Genomic DNA, 16,965 nt, shown 5'->3' with positions numbered 1-16,965 from the left:
GGGTTCGATGATGCTGGCGAAGTTGGCGCGATTGGTGAATAGTGGTGTCAGGTCATTTGCGATCAGCGCGAATCCGGCGCTGCGGATGCTCTTGCGGGGTGGCGCGGCTTTCACCTGTGGCAGGGTGGAGGGTACAATGCCAGCCTGTCGGCGCAAGCCACACCGTCGGCCACGCAGAGACGGACGACAGTATCGGTCCCGGCAACGTTAGCCTGCATGAGAATACGACACACGCCGCTTTCCGCTTCGCTAGGCCCGGCCGCACTCGCGGCCGCGCTGCTGTTGCCGCTGCCCCAGCCCGGCAACGCCGCGCCGGTGCAGGCGCGCAATGTTGCCGCCTCGGCGCCGGCCCCTGCGATCGATGAGGCCGACCCGCTGTCACGCATGCTCAAGGGCGCTGCCACCGGCCAGAACACCGGCGCCGCCGGCGTGCCTGAATTGCTGCGCAACACCACGCGGCCTGACAACGTGCTGGCACGCGCCTGCCGCCAGCTCAACGACGCCCTGCCAATCGAAATTGACGGAGAAACGCGGCTGCGCCGCTGCCAGTCGATCCCCGGCAAGCATGTGCTGTTCCAGCTGGAGCTCACCAACTACCGCGGGCCGATGCTGGACCTGGCCAGCTTCGAGGTCAACTACGCTGCGCCCCTGCAGCGCAATATCTGCGCCAACCGCGACGTCGAGATCCTGACCAAGCTTGGCATCAGCCTGATGTTCCGCTACATGACGCGCAAGGATCGTGGCGAGCGCCGCATCGGCGATGTCTACATCAACGCGCCCATCTGCACGGCGGCGCTGCGCTAGCCAATACAAACAAGAATCGATTGCAATTGATGCGGCACGGCACGCCGCCCGCGCAAAAGAAAGACAGCCCGCAAATGCGGGCCGTTCTCGTTTGGGTCAGTACCGCTCAGGCAGCGCGCGGGCGCAGCGGCAGCACGTTGGCCGCGCGCCGCACCAGGATGCGCGTGTCCTTCCAGCCGGCATCGGCCAGCGGCGAGCCCCACACCAGTTCATGCAGGCGTGCCAGTGCAAACGGATTGCCCAGCAGCACATGCTTCTGCGCGGGGGTCAGCGCGCGCGGGCCATGCGTGAGCGCATGCTCGACCAGGGCCTCATGGCGCTTGCGTGCCGATTCCGGCTGCACCACGCGCGGCGTGGCGGTCGCGCACATCAGCGCATTGGTAACCGGATCCACCACGGCGTCGACAAAGTCAGGCGTTTCGGCCGCGGCTTCGACATGCTGCTGCGTCTCGACGATCTCGCGCGGTATCTGCGTCTCCTCGGGGATCATGAAGAGGCCCGCATTGCGCGAGGCGCGACCGAACGACACCCGCGACAGCATCACCGACAACGGGATCGACAGCGCCAGCGAACCCACGATCGGCAGCAGCCACAGCACGTAGGACGGGTTCAGCCAGTACACCAGGCCACCCCAAGCCAGGCCCAGGGCGGTGTGCCAGCCGTGGCGACGGAATGCTTCGCCCCAGCTGGTCTCGGCGTCTTCGCGCGGGGGCGACTTCCACGAGATGCCCCAGCCGCTGTACGCGGCGATCACGAACTTGGTGTGAAACAGCATGCGCGTGGGCGCCAGCAGCGCGGACAGCATCACCTCGATCAGCATGCTGGCAACCAGCTGCACCGCCCCGCCATAACGGCGCGCCTGCTTCAGCAGCAGCACCACGCTGGCCAGCTTGGGCAGGAACAGCAGCGTGGCCGTGGCGGAGAACAAGGCCAGCGCCTTTTCCGGATGCCATTCGGGCCAGGTCGGGAACAGCTGGTATTGCTGCGTGAAGTACTCCGGCGGCACCAGCGCGTGCTTGGCGAGCATGGCCGTGGACAGCAGCAGGAACAGCAGCCACAGCGGCGCCGACAGGTAGGCCATGATGCCGGTCAGGAACACCGCGCGGTGCACCACGTGGAAGCCCTGCTTGAGCCACAGCCTGAAGTTCATCAGGTTGCCCTGGCACCAGCGGCGGTCGCGCTTGACCTCGTCCAGCAGGTTCGGCGGCAGTTCTTCGTACGAGCCTTCCAGGTCGTAGGCAATCCACACGCCCCAGCCGGCACGGCGCATCAGCGCGGCCTCGACAAAGTCGTGCGACAGGATCTCGCCCGACAGCGGGCCGCGGCCGGGCAGCGGCGCCAGCGCGCAGTGCTCGATGAACGGATGCACGCGGATGATGGCGTTATGGCCCCAGTAGTGCGACTCACCCAGCTGCCAGTAGTGCAGGCCAGCCGTGAACAGCGGCCCGTACACGCGCGTTGCGAACTGCTGCACTCGCGCGTAGAGGGTCTCGCGGCCCACTGCCAGGGGTGCGGACTGGATGATGCCCGCCCCGGGGTTGGCTTCCATCAGCCGCACCAGCGTGGCCAGGCAGTCGCCGCTCATCACGCTGTCGGCATCGAGCACCACCATGTAGCGGTACTTGCTGCCCCAGCGGCGGCAGAAGTCGGCCACGTTGCCGGTCTTGCGCTTCACGCGGTGGCGGCGCCAGCGGTAGAAGATGCGGCCGAAGCCGCCGACGGCGCGGCACAGCTCCATCCATGCGTCATGCTCGGCGGTGCGCAGGTCCGGGTTGCCGCTGTCCGACAGCACGATGAAATCGAAGTTGGACAGGTGGCTGGTGCGCGCCAGCGATTCATAGGTGGCGCGCAACCCCGCGAACACGCGCGTCACGTCCTCATTGCAGATCGGCATGATGATCGCGGTGCGCGCCTCGGGCGCTATCGGCCCGTCGGGCGCGGCCGAGCGCGAGATCAGGTGGCGGTCGCCGCCCTTGGCCAGCACCAGGAAGCCCATCATTGCCGTCCAGAAGCCGGCCGACACCCATGAGAACAGGACGGCGAACAGCACCAGGATGGCGATCTCGAGCGGATCGGTGCCGTGGTACGGCAGCACGTTGCTCATGAAGTAGGTGGCCAGCACGGTCTGGATCACCACCAGGCCCAGCAGGAACCAGCGGCGGTGCGAGCCGGCCGGATGCCATTTGCCTTCGGCATCGGGACCGTCGTGCAGCGTGTCCCAGGTCTCGGGCACGGGCGGGCGGCCCAGCATGCGGCGCCAGGTATTGCGCAGCCAGCCGGTGACGATATGCGGCGGCCACTGGCGCGGCACCATCGAGTTGCGTTCGGGCTCGGGGCCGGTGTCGACCTTCACGGTGCCGTCTTCGCGCCGCTGCAGCAGCGGCGCGCCATCCACCTGGGGATTGCCGTATGCGATCGTAAAACGCCGGCCGACGGAGGCGTAGGCACTGCTGCCTTGCGCGGGCGGCGTGTCCTTGGCCGCCAGGCGCGACTGCAGGCGCGTGATCGCGTCCTGCGCATCGCGGCCGTCGGCGCTCACGGCGATCACGGGGGCAACCGATGCCACGGGCGTGACCGGTGCGACCGGTGTCGCGGCAGCGCCGTCCGCCAGCAGCTCGCTGCGTACTTCAGGCGATACCGGCAGGCGGTCGACATAGCGCTCGCATGCCGCCGCCTGGGCCGGTCGCTGCTTTAGCCTGGGGGTAAGATGTAGCTCCACGTCTCGGATAGGGTTGTATTGCCGTTGCGAAGATAGCCGCGCAACTCTACCGGCTTGGTTTCGTCCTTGCGGCGCATCACCATGGTCATGCGCCAGCCGCCGGTCGCCTCATTGCGCTGCACCGACGTTTTCAGCAGCTCACCGTTGGCATCGGCCGAAACCACCGGGTCGATGCGCACGTCCGCCGGCAGCTTGCGGAAGGCAGGGCCTTCGAAGTCCACCACCAGCGAAAAGCTTGTGTCTTCCTTGTTGCGGGTCTGGCCCTGCCCCAACCGGGTCTGGGTCACCCACGACAGCGGCGGCTGTTGTTCGCCGTCCTTCTGCCACAGCAGCCGGTACTCATAGTCGAAGGGTTGCTTCGGCTTGGGGGGGTTGTCCGGCACCCAGTACGCGACGATGTTGTCGTTGGTCTCGTCCGGCGTCGGGATCAGCACCAGCTCTACCCGGCCCGAACCCCAGTTGCCGCGCGGCTGCACCCAGCCACTGGGCCGGCGCTCATACCACGAGCCGATCTCCTGGTAGCTGTTGAAGGTGCGGTCGCGCTGCATCAGCCCGAAGCCCTGCGGATTGGTCGCCGCGAACGAGGTGACCAGCAAGCGCTTGGGATTGACCAGCGGGCGCCAGACCCATTCGCCGGTGCCCAGGTGGATCGACAGGCCGTCAGAGTCATGCACCTCGGGACGGAAATCCTGTGCGGGCGACGGCTGGTTCTCGCCGAACAGGAACATGCTGGTCAGCGGCGCCAGGCCCAGCTTGGTCACGTTCTCGCGCAAATAGAGGCGCGACTTGACCTCCATCGCGGTCTCGGCGCCGGGCTTGATGGTGAAACGGTACGCGCCGCTCATGCGGCGCGAATCCATCAGCGCGTAGATCGTGATCTCCTTGGCATTGGGGCCGGGACGCTCGATCCAGTATTCAACGAAGCGCGGGAACTCCTCGCCCGAATTGAGCGCGGTGTCCACCGCCAGGCCGCGTGCCGACAAGCCGTACCACTGGTCCTTGCCCAGCGCGCGGAAATAGCTCGCGCCCAGGAACGACGCCAGTTCATCCTTGCGCTTGCCCTGGTTCAGCGGATACAGGATGCGGAAGCCCGCGAAGCCCAGGCCCTTGAGCTTGCCGGCATCGACCTTGTGCGGGCCGTAGTTGAACGCGGACGGGTCGAAGCGGAATTCACGCACGCTGTTGCCCACCACCTCATGGATGCGCACGGGCTGGTCGAACACCATGCCCTCGTGGAAGAACGACAGCTCGAACGGCGCGCGCGTGCCGCGCCAGGCAAAGCGTTCCGGCTTGTATTCGATCTCGCGGTAGCGCTCGTACGACAGCTCGCGCAGCTCGCGCGGCAGGTTCTGCGGCGGCGCCTTGTAGGGCGAGGCTGCCAGCTGGCGCGCGCGCGCCGCCACCGTGTCAAAATCGAACGCATGGGCTGCCATGGCACACAGCGCCAGCGCGCCGCCACCAAGCCAGGCTGCGATCCGCACACCCGCCCGCGCCGCGCGGCGGCGGGCTCCCGGCCCGGCGGCGGGCAAGGTATGGGTAATGGACAGGCGTGGCGTGGCGATCTGTGACATGTATGCCAGGGTAAGCGGTTGAATCGGGGTGACCGGCATCGGCGGTCGGAACGAAGGACGACACAGCAAGAGACGGGCCCGGCGCCGAGTGGCGAGGCCCGGACACGAGGCAGACGGCCCGCGGGGCACTGTGTCCGGTTTGTTGCGATGCGCAATAAACCATAACAATTCGAGACGTAAAAGTCACGTTTCGATCACGCAAGGTTTGAAACAAAATGTTGGCCAGGTTACCCGAAAGCCGCTCCGGACAAGGCTTTGCGGGCGTCGGGGTCACACGGCCGCAAGCCCCGGCGAGGCCAATGCCTGCCGGCTGCGAGAATCTGGTGCGGATCGGGGCCGGCCGGCAGCCGGCCTTTTTAATACGGTGTTACTTTTTAGCGCCTTCGCTGTACGGATCAAACTTGCCGCTCTTGGCGCCTTCGGAATACGGATCGAACTTCCCGCTCTTCATTCCGCCTTGGCTATATGAGTCGAACGACTTCTGCGCGCCGCCCTGGATCGGCTCCATCTGGTCAGGGCGGGCACCCGGGTTCAGCGAAGTCACGTTGTCGCTTTTTGCGCCATCCGAGTACGGGCTGAATTTGTCCTGCTTGGCGCCATCGGAGTAGGTACTGAACTTGTCTTGCTTGGCGCCGTCGGTGTAAGGATTGAATTTGTCGGCCTTGCCCGTGGTCTGGGCGTGCAGCGTGCCGAATGCGCAGGCCAGGGCCAGGCCGATGGTCAGATAGCTCAGCTTCATGGGATCTCCTCTCGCAGGGGGAAAGGCGCTTGCCTTGCAAAGCGCACGGCAGGCGCCGCTGCCGGCCGACGCGAAGCGCGGGGGGCAACAATCAACGCTAGGTCAGCGGCTGGCACGTGTCAACCGCACCGCAGCGCTGCTGCGGCGCTGCATTGCGCTTACAATGCCACCCAAACGCCACCACGAAGCCACAAGGAATCGACATGCTGCCTCGGCCATCCGACCCCACCGTCAGCCCTGTCCGCCCTGCCCTGCGCGCCGCCGTCAGTGGCGCGCTTGGTGCCGCCCTGCTGTTTGCCGCTGCGGCGCCGGCGCAGGCGTACTTCGACAATTACCTGAGCGGCACCATCATCGGCACGCTCAATGACAAGGAAGGCGCGTCGCTGGCCAAGTCAGTACGCACCGCACTGAACGATACGGCCGACGGCAAGGCCGTTGAATGGACGTTCCCCGCGGCGGGGCGGCGCCAGCAGATCGACGGCACCATCACGCCGATCGAAAGCAAGACCGACAAGGGCCAGCCCTGCCGGCGCCTGAAGTCCGACCTCAAGCGCGGCAGCGCTGAAGAGCACTGGAGCGGCTGGTTCTGCAAGCAGCCCAACGGGCAATGGAAGTCGCGCCACGTGGCTGACTAAGCGGCGCCGAGCGCTTGCGCCGCCGGCGCTCATGCCGCGCGCGACGGCGCGCGATGCGGTCGCGCCGCCGGATCGACCTGCGGCGACCCGGGTTCCTCGTACCACCTGGTCCCGGGCACGTAGACGGTCTTGTCCGGCTGCGCCATGAAATGCGGCGACATGATCTGCACCCCGTGGGTGTTGAACTGGTCCTGGATCGCCGCGTGCAGGGCCGACAGCGCGTAGAAGCGATTGCGCGGATGGTCCAGCGCGCAGAACAACTCGTACTCGACGTAGAAGTCGGACAGCCCCCGCTGCAGCACGAATGACGTCGGCGACGGCGCAATATGCGCCGCCTCCGCCGCGGCTGCCAGCAGCATCGCATGGACCTGCCGCCAGGGCGTGTCGTAGCCGATCGTGACCGAAGTCGAGATCAGCGCAGCCTGCCAGCCTTCCTGCGCGCGGGGATCACGCACGCTGCCGTGCCGGGTGTAGTTATGGATGGCACTGCCGACCACCACCGCATTGGGCAGCGTCACCTCTTCATTGCGCAGGTTGATCACCTTCACCGAGAGCGCGTCCAGCGAGGCCACGGTGCCCACCGTATCGCCGATGCACACCATGTCGCCGCGCCGCAGCGCGCGCGAATACACCACCACCATGCCGCTCATCAGCTGGTTGACCACATTGGCCGATCCGAGTGTGACCATGAAGCCGAGCAGCACTGACAGCCCCTTGAAGACATCGCTGTCCGAGCCCGGGATATAGGGGTAGGCAAAGGTGAAGCCCAGCGCCCAGATCACCACCGCCGCCAGCCGCCGCGTGGCGCCTGCGGTTTCCGGATGCATGCCGGGCACCGTGATCTGGCCCTTCTGCACCGCCTTGAAGATATTCGACACCAGCCGCTGCACTGCGCGGGTAATCAGCACGATCACCGCCACCGTGACCAGGCCCGGCACCGACGACACCATCGACAGCGCGATCTGTGACAGCAAGCCGACGACAAAGGCGCCCATACGGTCGCCCATGGGCTGGGTCAGCGGAAACTGCTCGAGCGCAAACTCCAGCCAGGCAAAGGCCAGCACCAGCACCAGCCCGATCGCCAGGATCTGCACGATGCGCGCCACCAGCTGGTAGAGCGCGCCGGTCCAGTCGAACTGGCCGCCGACACGCTGCGCCAGGTGGCGCTCCAATGCCACGTGCAGGCGAGCGCGCAGGGCCACGCCGGCTCGCGCCACGCCCCATGTCAGCGCGGCCAGCACGGTCAGGCCAAGCAGGCTCAGCGCGGCGCCGCGCAGCAGGTTGGGCCAGTGCAGGTGCGCGCGCCGCGCGGCAATGGCCTGGCGCAGGCCCGCCGCGGTGCGCGTTGCGGCAGCCTCAAGCGTAAGGTGATCCTCCGGGGAGAGGTCTTGCGAGGTCAGCGCGAACAAGAGCCGGTCGCCCAGCCGGAAGGCGACCATCGGCGCATCGCCGAACGTGCCGCTGACCTGCCCGAGCGGCAGTGCCAGTTCGCTTTCCGTCAGGTCGTCGAATACCAGCTGCGCGCGCGAGACGCGCATGGCCGGGGTGGCTCCCGCGATCTCGGCGCGCATGGTGGTGATGGGCCGGTCCATCAGGCGCAGCTCGACCGCAGCGCCGCTGCGCACGGCAATCGGAGCCGGCACGGCCGCGGGCTCGGACGCCGGCGCAGCCAGGCTGGCTTGCATCCACAGCGCGCCTATCACCCAGCCCAGTCCCGCCATCCAGAATGCCGTCAATCGCCGCCACCGCCGCCACACCGCTAGCGTTGCCATAAGACCGCTCCCGTCCGAGTTGGCCTGCGCCGGCGCGAGGGCTCCACGCCCTGCCCGGCACAATGCCCGCAAGCATAGCGTGCGGCGGCGCAGGCGCAAAGCCGGCGCGGCGGCAGCCGCCTGCGGCAGCGGACGAAAAAAAAGGAGGCCGAAGCCTCCTGGTTGCGATCCGCCCGGACATGCCCTGCCCTATCCCCCCGGAAGACACGCAACGCGTGCCGCGGGGCTGTCCTGCGCACGGCGGGTCCGCGCCATGCAGGCGCGGCCGGCCATTATCTGCGTGGCGGCATGGCAGTCACGGGCGCAGCCTGCGTCCCCGCTCGCCGGGGAGCCGTGCGCCCGCCGCCATCATCAGCGCGCTCAGGCGCCTTTGTTCTTCGTCGGATCCTTGGCCGCAGGCGCGTGGCTCTTCTTCTTGCTGCTGGTCTTCTTGGCCTTGGCCTTGCTGCTGTCTGCCTTGGCCGGCGCGGCCTTGTCAGTCGACGCTGCCGCCGGCGTGGCCGGGGTGGCAGGCGTCGCCGGAGTAGCCGGCGTCTGCGCCATCGCGCCCGCACCGAACATTGCCATCGACAGCATGACGATCCATTTCTTCATTTCCGTCTCCTCGTTTGCCCTGCGGGTAGGTATGGCAGGGATGCCTGCCATGACGGGCGCTTTTGGCTCGCGCCCTGTCACCAGCATCAACGAGGAAGGTTTGCGCGCCGTTGACCGGGACAAACCCTGATAGGGAGCTGGACCGGCAGCCGTGGGGCGCCGCTCGCCGCCAGGCTTACCGGCACAGCTTGCGCAGCAACTCTCCGGCAATCGTGCCGGGGCCGGCGACCTGGAAGGTGCCGTACTGCGGCGCGCGGATTGTATAGAGCGAGTCGCCGCGCGCAAAGCGCTTGCTGTAGAGCGTCTGCTCGACCACGGCGAACATGGACGTGGCGCAGTTCAGCACCATGCGCTTGAGCGACGAGCGGATCGGCTCGCCGCTGGCAGTGCGGATCACGCCCGACGGCGAATTGCGCATCACCACCACGCCGACTTCGGTGCCCTGGCGGCGCACCGCGGACTGGTCGAAATAGGAAATCACGCCGTTGGCACCCATCAGGGGAAGCCATCGTTGCGGATCGGGGGCGGCGGGATCGGGTGCCGCGACCAGCCGGCAGCCTTCCCTGGGCGTGGACCGGAATACCGTGCCGGTGCCGGCGGCCTGGCACTCGTACAGGCCAGCGGCGGCAGCCGGGCGGGTGGTGCTGGAGGGAACGGGGGACGGTGCCGGCGCGGCGCTGCCTTCGGCATGCGCCAGCGGCGCGGCCAGTCCGAGCAGGCAGCCAGCAAACGTAGCTGCGTGCCTAAAAATGCGGAACATCATGGAATTGCCCTCATATAGACGGGAAAAAGCGATCCGCATTGTCGCACACGAAGCACGCATCCCGGCGCGTTTGCATGCCGAAGATGCGTGCAGGCGGCGACTTTTCAGTCGTGCAGGCGCCGCCAGGCCACCAGGTCCTCGATGGTCAGCACCGGCAACTGATACATCTCGGCAAAGGCCAGCGCCTCCGGCCGGCGTGCCATGGTGCCATCCGGGTTCATCAGCTCGCACAACACCGCGGCCGGCGACAGGCCTGCCATGCGGGCCAGGTCGACCGAGCCCTCGGTATGGCCGCGGCGCACCAGCACGCCGCCGTCGCGCGCCACCAGCGGAAACACATGGCCCGGGCTGACCACCGCATCTGTGCCTGCATCCCCGGCAATGGCGGCGCGGATGGTGGTGATGCGATCGGCGGCGCTGACACCCGTGCTGACACCTTCGCGGGCCTCGATCGATACCGTGAAGGCGGTGCCGTACTGGCTGCGGTTGTGCTCGACCATCGGCCGCAGGCCGAGGCTGCGCACCTTGTCTCCGGTCAGGCACAGGCAAACGATGCCGCTGCATTCGCGGATCATCATCGCCATGCTGGCGTTGGTCAGGCGTTCGGCGGCCAGGATCAGGTCGGCCTCGTTCTCGCGGTCGTCATCGTCGAGCAGCACGACCGGACGGCCTTCGCGCATGGCGTCCAGCGCCTGCGCGATGCGCGCGGCCAGGGAACGTGGGTCGGCACCGGCGGCAAGATCCGCGGACACCTCGGGTGCAACAGCTTCGGTGGAAAGGCTAGGCATGAAACGCTCCTTGTTCAGCATCAATGGGCGTTCCAGGGGAAGGATCAACGGAGTTGCAGCGCCGCACGCCGCGCCTGAAGCGCACGCACGAGCAGCCGCGCTCGGCGCAAGGCAACAGCGAACCGCAAGGCCAGGCAAGGCGCCGGGCCGCGCGGGCAAGCTCCGCCCATCTTCTTTCATCCGGACTATGACCGTCGGCCCTGGCCTCTCACCAGGTCTGCTGACCTCGCACGGGAATGCGAGCGCTCGCGGGCTCGCCGGACACGCACTGCGCGCCGCGGCATACCGCCGGTGGGGACTTTCACCCCGCCCTGAAGACGTAACGAACCGGCGCGGCCTTGTAGCCGGCGCCGGCCCGCGAATGTTAGCACGATTACTTTTTTTCTTTGTCCCAACGCAGAGCGCCGGACGGGCGCTCGACCACGCTTGAACAAATCCGACCATCGCAACGTGGCCTCTCGTGTACTACAAATAAGGCAGGGAGGCAGCGCATGTGCAAGCGGGCGCCCGCCGTGGCGGCCGGCTCATGCCTTGCCGGACAACAACGCAGCACCTCTTCATCCGTGCTTCCCATGCGCCGACACGAACAAGAAGCCAGACAAGACCGCCGTGTGAGTTGTTCCTCGTTCCATCCACCCCCGCCCTGCCGGCATGCGTGGCAACAGCGGGTGCGCCGCACCGTCGCCGCGGGCCTGCTTGCCCTGCCCTTGTGCCTGGCAGCGACGGCACGCGCCGCGCCTGCCGTGCAGCTTGGCTACGGCTTCGACGATGGCCACGACGTGCAGAAGGCGGAGGTCGCCATGTTGTGGGATTCGGGCTTTGCGTGGGGCAATCCGCAAGGCTGGCAGGTCGACCTGCAATGGGAGGTCAACGTTGCGCGCTGGCGCAGCAGCAGCGACAACCAACCCAACGACCTATGGGAGTTTGGTGCCTCGCCGGTGGTGCGGATCGCATGGTGGCGCCACACCTGGGTGCCCTTCCTCGAGCTGTCGGTCGGGCCGCGCCTGCTGACCAGCACGCACACTTCGGCCAACCACGACATTTCCACCGCCTTCCAGTTCTCGGAGTACGCCGGGATCGGCTTGACGGTGGGCAAGGACCGGCGCTTTACCGCGGGCTACCGCTTCCAGCACCTGTCCAATGGCGGCATCAAGGACCCCAATCCCGGCACCACCTTCCACGTCATTTACCTGCGCTACCGCTTCTGACGGCGGCCGCTGCAGCCCCGGCCTGCGCTTCAAACAGGGTGCGGGTGGCGTCGTCAGCCGGGAAGAAGCACTCGATGCGCAACTCCTGCAGCGTGATGTCCTGTGGAATGCCGAGCGTGGTCAGGGTCGAGAACAGCGACGCGCGGAACGCGCCCGCATGCAGCACCACCGGCAGCAATGGCGCCGGCGGGCCATCGGTGCCGTCGTCCTCGGGAAGCAGCGCGCCGCCCGGCCCGACCATGTCAGGATGCCAGGCGGCGATGCGCCCGAAGATCTCGCGCGCGGTCTGGTCGTGGGCCTGTACCTGCAGCTCCTGCCACACGCGCCGCAACAGGTAGCGCCCGACCTGGCGCGCGTTTTCGATTACCGGCCACAGGCCCTCCGGATCAAACACGGTCAGCATCAGGTTGATCCTGTGGCTGCCTTCCGTGAGCGATGGCGGCGCGCGCCCGCCCAGCAGGGTCTCGAGCATGCGCCGGTAGGCCGGGTTGGCATCCACCAGGTTCCAGAAACGGTCCAGCACCACGGCGGGGTACGGCTCCTGCTTGGCCAGGATCAGCGCGATCGCCTGCTGCACCATCTGCAGCGGCGGCGAAGCCAGCGCGTGTTCGCTGTAGGCCGGGGCAAAGCCGCCGGCCAGCAGCAGCCGGTTGCGCTGGCGCAGCGGCACGCCCAGGCGCTCGGCCAGCGCCAGCACCATTTCACGGCTGGGGCGGGCGCGGCCGGATTCCAGGAAGGAGATGTGGCGCTGCGACACCCCGGCGGCCAGCGACAGCGCCAGCTGACTGTAGCCGCGCCTGCTGCGCCAGTAGCGCAGCAGGCCGGGGAAGTCGAGGGTAGCCTCCGAGGCTGGGGTCAGCGTGTCCATGGCATGCATTACAGCATGCACCGCGGCGTATGACCATTACCTTGCAGGTAATGGCTCCGATTCAGTCATCGCCTGCGGAGCGCCGGGCCCCGCCGCGCGCACCGCGTCGATCAGCAGGCGCATGGCCGGCGTCGCGGCCCGCCGCCGGCGCAGCAAAATCCCATAGGGGACCAGCCGCCCGCGCATCGCCACCGGCAGGACTGCCAGCGCACCCAGGGCGACGAAGTACTCCGCGATCGCGCCCGGCACGACGGCAATGCGGTCGCTGTCCGCCAGCAGCGGCAGCGTGCCCATGATCGACGAGGTCTCGATGATGTCTTCCGGCAGCGCCACGCGGTTGTCGCGGAAGGTCTGGTCGATGATCTGCCACATCGGCACCGCCGCTGGCGGGATGATCCAGGGATAGCCGGCCAGGGAAGCCAGCTTGACGCCGCGCTTGCCTGCCTGCGGATGGCCGGCGCGCGCCACGATGGCCAGCGACTCTTCGAACAGTGGCTCGAAGTCGAGATCGTCGGCCACCGTGCCTTCGGGAATGCGTCCGATCACCACGTCCAGCGCATCCTGCCGCAGCGCCTGTACCAGCACGTCGCTGGTATCGACCTGCATCACGATATGCAAACGCGGATAGCGCGCCTTGAGCGCGTTGATGACGGCCGACAGAACGGAAGGCACCGGGGCCAGGATCGAGCCGAGCCGCACCTTGCCCACCTCGCCCGCGGCGATGGCGGCAAATTCATCGTGCAGGGCATCCAGGTCGGCCAGCACCACGCGCGCATAGCGGATCAGCGCCTCGCCGAACACCGTCGGCTCGATGCCGCGCGCATGCCGCGTGAACAGCAACGTGCCGACCACGCTCTCGAGCTCGTGCAATGCCTTGGTGACGGCTGGCTGGGACAGCGCCATCTGTGCCGCGGCGCGCCGCAGCGAGCGGTGCTCGGCAAGGGCCAGGGCCAGGCGCAGATGCCGCATATGCAGGCGTTTGCGCAGGGTGGCGGCACTGGAGAGGGTGGCTGGGAGGTCTGGCATGGTGGCCGGGCTGCGGCGAAGATTGGACTTATAGCATGCTTGTGCTTGCCGCTGGTTCTAGGCCAGCTCGGACGGCCTTGGAACATTGATCCGATAGAACCTGACCGCATTGCCAGCCAGCACGCGCTGCCTGGCCGCGGTGTCCGGCAGCGCCTCGCACACGGTGCCGAGGATCGTGCCCAAGTCCGCGCTCAGGCCCGACACCGGCAGGTTGCTGCCGAACATCGCCCGCTCATGCCCGAATATCGCCAGCACCTCGCGCACGATGCGGCGGTTGCCCTGCGCATCCCAGCGCCCGCCGGCCAGCCCGAACTCCGACAGCTTGACCGACACATTGGCGCAGGCAGCCAACGCCTCCATGCCGGCGCGCCAACTGGCCAGGCCCTCCTCCGAGCGGTCCAGCGGCAGGCCCGCGTGATTGAGCGCGATCGGCACACCCGGCAAGGCGGCCGCCACCCGCGCCGCCTCGCGCAAATGCCAGAACGGTACCCGCAGATCCCACGACAAGCCATGGCGTTCCAGCCGCGCCAGGTCATCCAGCCAGGCCTGGTCCTGCATCGACCCGGGCCGCCCTGCCACCGACTCGCCCGGCGCCGACGCCGTCAGCGGTTTGCACCGGATCCCCCTGACCCGCGCGAAACCGGCCTGGCGCGCCAGCAGCTCCGCGCATCCTGGAGTGCCGAACGGCGCGTAGGCCACCACCGCGGCAGCCATGCCGGGGCGCCAGGCCTGGCCGTGCAGCCACGCGGTCTCGTCGACGGCTTCGCGGCGGTCGCGTTCGGCCTCTACGTGCACAGTGGCCAGCACTGTGACGGCGCTAGTGTCATGCGCGTACTGCGCCTCAAGGTAATCGCTGCGCAGGGCCTGGTAATCGCCGAGAAAGAAGCTCTGCGGCCGGTATTCGTCCTGCAGCCAGGGATAGCGGCCGCGCCCGAGTTGCCACAGGTGGTGGTGGGCGTCGACGATGGCCAGGCCTGCGGGCAGCGCGGCAGTTGTTACCCTGCTCATCGGCACCGCCTCGGCAGCGTGGCGGCCAGGGCGCCGGCCAGCACCAGCGCGGCGACCAGCAGGTAGACACCGGCACCCGCGCTGACGCGCTCGATCAGCACGCCCGCGGCATAGGGGCCGCAGAATCCGCCCAGGTTGCCGAGCGCATTGATCACGCCGCGCGCCACGCCCGCGTGCTCGGCGGCCAGCAGCCGCGGTGGCAAGGTCCAGAACACCCCCGCGGCGGACTGGAGGAAGAAGCCACTGCCGACCAGCAGGCCATAGGACAGCCAGGTATTGTCGTGCCACCAGACCGAACCGGCCAGGCAGGCGGCGAAACCCAGCAGCGGCCAGACCACGAAGACCTTGCGCCGGCCGGTGCGGTCGGACAGCGAGGAGATCGCGAGGATGCCGGCCATGGTGCCCAGGTAGGGCAGCACGGCCAGCATGCCGACCTGCCCCATGCCACCTCCGGTCAGGCCCTTGAGGATGGTGGGCAGCCACAGCGTGTAGCCGTAGATCCCCATCTGGTAGAGAAAATTGACGGCGATCAGACGCCAGATCACGTCCTGCGACAGGATGCGCGCCAACACCGCCCGCGTGCCGCCCGCGCCCTGCACCACGTTCGCGCCAGCGGCGGCTGCCTGCTGCTCTTCCTCGCGCAGGCGGGCCAGCAGATAAGCCTTCTCTTCGGCCGAAATCCAGCGCGCCTGCTCGGGCCGGTCACTGGCCAGTTTCCACCACACGCCGAGGCAGGCCAGCGAAATCAGGCCTTCCACGATAAACAGCCAGCGCCAGTCGAGCGCCGCGATCACCAGCCCCGACAGCGGCGCGGTGATGATGCCGGCGATCGGCACGAACAGGATCACCAGGGCGTTGGCGCGCCCGCGTTCGTGGTCGGGGAACCAGTTGCCGACCATGGTCAGCACCACCGGCAGCATGCCGCCCTCGGCCACCCCCAGCGCAAAGCGCAGAACCAGCAGTTCGGTCTCGTTGCGCACCAGGCCGGTCAGCACGGAAATGACGGCCCAGGCCAGCATCGACCAGGCGATGAAGTTGCGCCCGCTGCCGCGCACGGCCAGCTTGCCGCCGGGAATCTGCAGGAACAGATAGCCGACAAAGAAAATGCCGCCGGCCAGGCCGGCCATGCTGGCGCCGATACCAAGCGCGTCGCCCATCCCGCCCGGCATGGCGAAGGCGATATTGACGCGATCCATGTACGAGACGATGCAGACCATCAGGATCGGCGGGATGATGCGCCACCAGCGCTGGGCGGGGATGCCGGTGGCAACGGTGAGAGGTGTCGCGTCGATGGCGACGGACGTGCCGGCGCCGGCTTGGTCCAAGCCTTTCATACTCTGTCTCCGTATGGATTTCCGGGTATAGGCCGCTGGCATCTGCGCTGCCTTCGCGGCCTTGAACGCCCGCTGACTACCGCGGCGGCAAGGCCAGGATGGCAAGACCGTCCGGTTCCTTGCCGGTGGTGAAGGCATGGCGCAGGGTCAGGCCAGGCAGGTCAAGCTGGCCGACGGTGTGGTCGTTGAGCGCGATATAGGCGCGGCTCGGGTCAGCCGGATGGAAGGCGAGCGCGATCGGCTTGGCGCCGGTGTCGACCCGGCCGGTTTCGGCGAGCGTGTCGGGGTCGAAAATGCGGATGCTGCGCTCGCCGTAGTTGAGCACGAACAGGCGGTCGTCCGGCGACCAGTAGATGCGGGTGGGATCCTCGCCGGTCGGCACCGTGCGCACCGCTTCCATCGTGCACGCGTCCAGCCGGGTCAGACTGTGATCGTCGCGGCTGGCGACGTAGAGCGCCGCTTCGTCGCGGCTCAGGCAGCAGCCCTCGGGGCGCCTGCCGGCGTACGCCGCGCGCGGAGTGCGGGTGGCATCGTAGGGGTGGACCAGCGTCACGGTATGCGACAGCAGGTTGGTCACGTAGGCACGCTCACCATCGGCCGACAGTACGAACAGATGGCTCTTGACCCCGCCCGCGGGCACGGCGCGGTCCGGGACTGGGCGCTCCAGCGGCGCTTCGAACACCAGCAGCATATTGTCGCGCTCGCTCAGCGCGTAGACGCGTCCTTGCCGGTCGATCTGCAGGCCATGGATACGGTGATAGGGCGAGCAATCGAGCTGAGCCCTGACAACGCCGCGCATCAGGTCGACCGCGATCACCGCGGCGCCGCCGTCGCCGGCGTGCGCGAAGGTCTGCACGCCATAGTGGCCGACGTAGCCGCACAGGCGCTCGCGGTCCACCACGAATTCATGCGGATAGTCAGGCAACTGCACACTGAAGCAGCGCTCGCCGCCATCCAGTTCGTAAGCGCTGAAGCTATGGCCGAATTTCTCCACCAGCACGGCCGTCCATTGGCTGTCCATTCTGTCTCCTTGTGATTCGCACGCCTGTAGGCTCCAGGCTGTTCGGAAGGCGGCACAGGTGCTGCCATGGACGGAAGTCTGGCGCAGCCAACGATAACTATCTATTGAATATTAG

Annotated in this window: 15 protein-coding genes and 1 riboswitch; of the genes, 3 read left to right on the top strand and 12 right to left on the bottom strand. The window is 67.7% G+C overall.

Annotated features, from left to right (window positions below; genetic code table 11):
- The first annotated feature begins 216 nt into the window (after nt 1-216).
- Nucleotides 217-804 (top strand): hypothetical protein, encoded by a 588-nt coding sequence (locus AC3WLF_RS00960; protein ID WP_454749468.1) that lies wholly within the window; start codon nt 217-219, stop codon nt 802-804.
- Between the two features lie 106 nt (nt 805-910).
- Here AC3WLF_RS00960 and mdoH read toward each other — a convergent pair whose 3' ends face one another.
- From mdoH to AC3WLF_RS00945, 3 genes are all read right to left on the bottom strand, one after another.
- The gene (gene mdoH / locus AC3WLF_RS00955) at nt 911-3,523 is read right to left on the bottom strand and encodes a glucans biosynthesis glucosyltransferase MdoH (RefSeq protein WP_492357665.1); all 2,613 of its coding nucleotides are present in this window, start codon (nt 3,521-3,523) and stop codon (nt 911-913) included.
- The gene (locus tag AC3WLF_RS00950) at nt 3,496-5,094 is read right to left on the bottom strand and encodes a glucan biosynthesis protein G (RefSeq protein WP_492351899.1); all 1,599 of its coding nucleotides are present in this window, start codon (nt 5,092-5,094) and stop codon (nt 3,496-3,498) included. The genes mdoH and AC3WLF_RS00950 overlap by 28 nt, the downstream gene beginning before the upstream one ends.
- 367 nt (nt 5,095-5,461) lie before the next feature.
- Nucleotides 5,462-5,833, bottom strand: coding sequence for a hypothetical protein (locus AC3WLF_RS00945; protein ID WP_010814159.1), 372 nt, complete (start codon nt 5,831-5,833; stop codon nt 5,462-5,464).
- Between the two features lie 203 nt (nt 5,834-6,036).
- On the opposite strand from AC3WLF_RS00945, the gene AC3WLF_RS00940 reads away from it, so the two are divergent.
- Nucleotides 6,037-6,468 carry an RT0821/Lpp0805 family surface protein gene (locus AC3WLF_RS00940; RefSeq protein WP_492317163.1) on the top strand — a complete coding sequence of 144 codons (432 nt, stop codon included), beginning with the start codon at nt 6,037-6,039 and terminating at the stop codon, nt 6,466-6,468.
- Nucleotides 6,469-6,497: 29 nt separating this feature from the next.
- Here AC3WLF_RS00940 and AC3WLF_RS00935 read toward each other — a convergent pair whose 3' ends face one another.
- The 4 genes from AC3WLF_RS00935 to ribB all read right to left on the bottom strand — a co-directional run bounded on the left by AC3WLF_RS00935 (nt 6,498) and on the right by ribB (nt 10,385).
- On the bottom strand, nt 6,498-8,240 hold the full coding sequence (locus AC3WLF_RS00935) for a mechanosensitive ion channel family protein (protein ID WP_492357664.1): 1,743 nt from the start codon (nt 8,238-8,240) through the stop codon (nt 6,498-6,500).
- 360 nt (nt 8,241-8,600) lie between these two features.
- Nucleotides 8,601-8,834 carry a hypothetical protein gene (locus AC3WLF_RS00930; RefSeq protein WP_010814156.1) on the bottom strand — a complete coding sequence of 78 codons (234 nt, stop codon included), beginning with the start codon at nt 8,832-8,834 and terminating at the stop codon, nt 8,601-8,603.
- A gap of 175 nt (nt 8,835-9,009) precedes the next feature.
- Nucleotides 9,010-9,597 carry a surface-adhesin E family protein gene (locus AC3WLF_RS00925; protein ID WP_492317165.1) on the bottom strand — a complete coding sequence of 196 codons (588 nt, stop codon included), beginning with the start codon at nt 9,595-9,597 and terminating at the stop codon, nt 9,010-9,012.
- Nucleotides 9,598-9,701: 104 nt separating this feature from the next.
- Nucleotides 9,702-10,385 (bottom strand): 3,4-dihydroxy-2-butanone-4-phosphate synthase, encoded by a 684-nt coding sequence (ribB, locus tag AC3WLF_RS00920; RefSeq protein WP_492356278.1) that lies wholly within the window; start codon nt 10,383-10,385, stop codon nt 9,702-9,704.
- 164 nt (nt 10,386-10,549) lie between these two features.
- Nucleotides 10,550-10,708: riboswitch (FMN riboswitch) on the bottom strand.
- A gap of 345 nt (nt 10,709-11,053) precedes the next feature.
- Between ribB and AC3WLF_RS00915 the strand changes: the two genes are divergently transcribed.
- Nucleotides 11,054-11,593 carry an acyloxyacyl hydrolase gene (locus AC3WLF_RS00915; protein ID WP_035816823.1) on the top strand — a complete coding sequence of 180 codons (540 nt, stop codon included), beginning with the start codon at nt 11,054-11,056 and terminating at the stop codon, nt 11,591-11,593.
- On the opposite strand, the gene AC3WLF_RS00910 is transcribed toward AC3WLF_RS00915, so the two are convergent.
- From AC3WLF_RS00910 to AC3WLF_RS00890, 5 genes are all read right to left on the bottom strand, one after another.
- Complete coding sequence (locus AC3WLF_RS00910) at nt 11,568-12,461, bottom strand: helix-turn-helix domain-containing protein (RefSeq protein ID WP_492357663.1); 894 nt, start codon at nt 12,459-12,461, stop codon at nt 11,568-11,570. The genes AC3WLF_RS00915 and AC3WLF_RS00910 overlap by 26 nt on opposite strands.
- A 36-nt stretch (nt 12,462-12,497) precedes the next feature.
- Nucleotides 12,498-13,487: a LysR family transcriptional regulator gene (locus AC3WLF_RS00905; protein ID WP_492356277.1), complete on the bottom strand. Its 990-nt coding sequence runs from the start codon at nt 13,485-13,487 to the stop codon at nt 12,498-12,500.
- Nucleotides 13,488-13,544: 57 nt separating this feature from the next.
- Nucleotides 13,545-14,495 (bottom strand): amidohydrolase family protein, encoded by a 951-nt coding sequence (locus AC3WLF_RS00900; protein ID WP_492317169.1) that lies wholly within the window; start codon nt 14,493-14,495, stop codon nt 13,545-13,547.
- A complete protein-coding gene (locus tag AC3WLF_RS00895) occupies nt 14,492-15,829 on the bottom strand; it encodes an MFS transporter (protein WP_492317170.1) in 1,338 nt (445 codons plus the stop codon). The genes AC3WLF_RS00900 and AC3WLF_RS00895 overlap by 4 nt, the downstream gene beginning before the upstream one ends.
- A gap of 76 nt (nt 15,830-15,905) precedes the next feature.
- Nucleotides 15,906-16,850: a YncE family protein gene (locus AC3WLF_RS00890; RefSeq protein ID WP_492317171.1), complete on the bottom strand. Its 945-nt coding sequence runs from the start codon at nt 16,848-16,850 to the stop codon at nt 15,906-15,908.
- Between the last annotated feature and the right edge of the window lie 115 nt (nt 16,851-16,965).

It is taken from the genome of Cupriavidus sp. FW306-01-F10A, from assembly GCF_058782785.1.
This window is presented reverse-complemented; position numbering and strand designations above follow the sequence as displayed.

Excerpts from the sequence above, each read along its gene's own strand:
- AC3WLF_RS00960 (WP_454749468.1), top strand. The coding sequence starts at position 217 with ATGAGAATACGACACACGCCGCTTTCCGCTTCGCTAGGCCCGGCCGCA.
- AC3WLF_RS00950 (WP_492351899.1), bottom strand. The coding sequence starts at position 5,094 with ATGTCACAGATCGCCACGCCACGCCTGTCCATTACCCATACCTTGCCC.
- AC3WLF_RS00945 (WP_010814159.1), bottom strand. The coding sequence starts at position 5,833 with ATGAAGCTGAGCTATCTGACCATCGGCCTGGCCCTGGCCTGCGCATTC.
- AC3WLF_RS00940 (WP_492317163.1), top strand. The coding sequence starts at position 6,037 with ATGCTGCCTCGGCCATCCGACCCCACCGTCAGCCCTGTCCGCCCTGCC.
- AC3WLF_RS00935 (WP_492357664.1), bottom strand. The coding sequence starts at position 8,240 with ATGGCAACGCTAGCGGTGTGGCGGCGGTGGCGGCGATTGACGGCATTC.
- AC3WLF_RS00930 (WP_010814156.1), bottom strand. The coding sequence starts at position 8,834 with ATGAAGAAATGGATCGTCATGCTGTCGATGGCAATGTTCGGTGCGGGC.
- AC3WLF_RS00925 (WP_492317165.1), bottom strand. The coding sequence starts at position 9,597 with ATGATGTTCCGCATTTTTAGGCACGCAGCTACGTTTGCTGGCTGCCTG.
- ribB (WP_492356278.1), bottom strand. The coding sequence starts at position 10,385 with ATGCCTAGCCTTTCCACCGAAGCTGTTGCACCCGAGGTGTCCGCGGAT.
- AC3WLF_RS00910 (WP_492357663.1), bottom strand. The coding sequence starts at position 12,461 with ATGGACACGCTGACCCCAGCCTCGGAGGCTACCCTCGACTTCCCCGGC.
- AC3WLF_RS00905 (WP_492356277.1), bottom strand. The coding sequence starts at position 13,487 with ATGCCAGACCTCCCAGCCACCCTCTCCAGTGCCGCCACCCTGCGCAAA.
- AC3WLF_RS00900 (WP_492317169.1), bottom strand. The coding sequence starts at position 14,495 with ATGAGCAGGGTAACAACTGCCGCGCTGCCCGCAGGCCTGGCCATCGTC.
- AC3WLF_RS00895 (WP_492317170.1), bottom strand. The coding sequence starts at position 15,829 with ATGAAAGGCTTGGACCAAGCCGGCGCCGGCACGTCCGTCGCCATCGAC.
- AC3WLF_RS00890 (WP_492317171.1), bottom strand. The coding sequence starts at position 16,850 with ATGGACAGCCAATGGACGGCCGTGCTGGTGGAGAAATTCGGCCATAGC.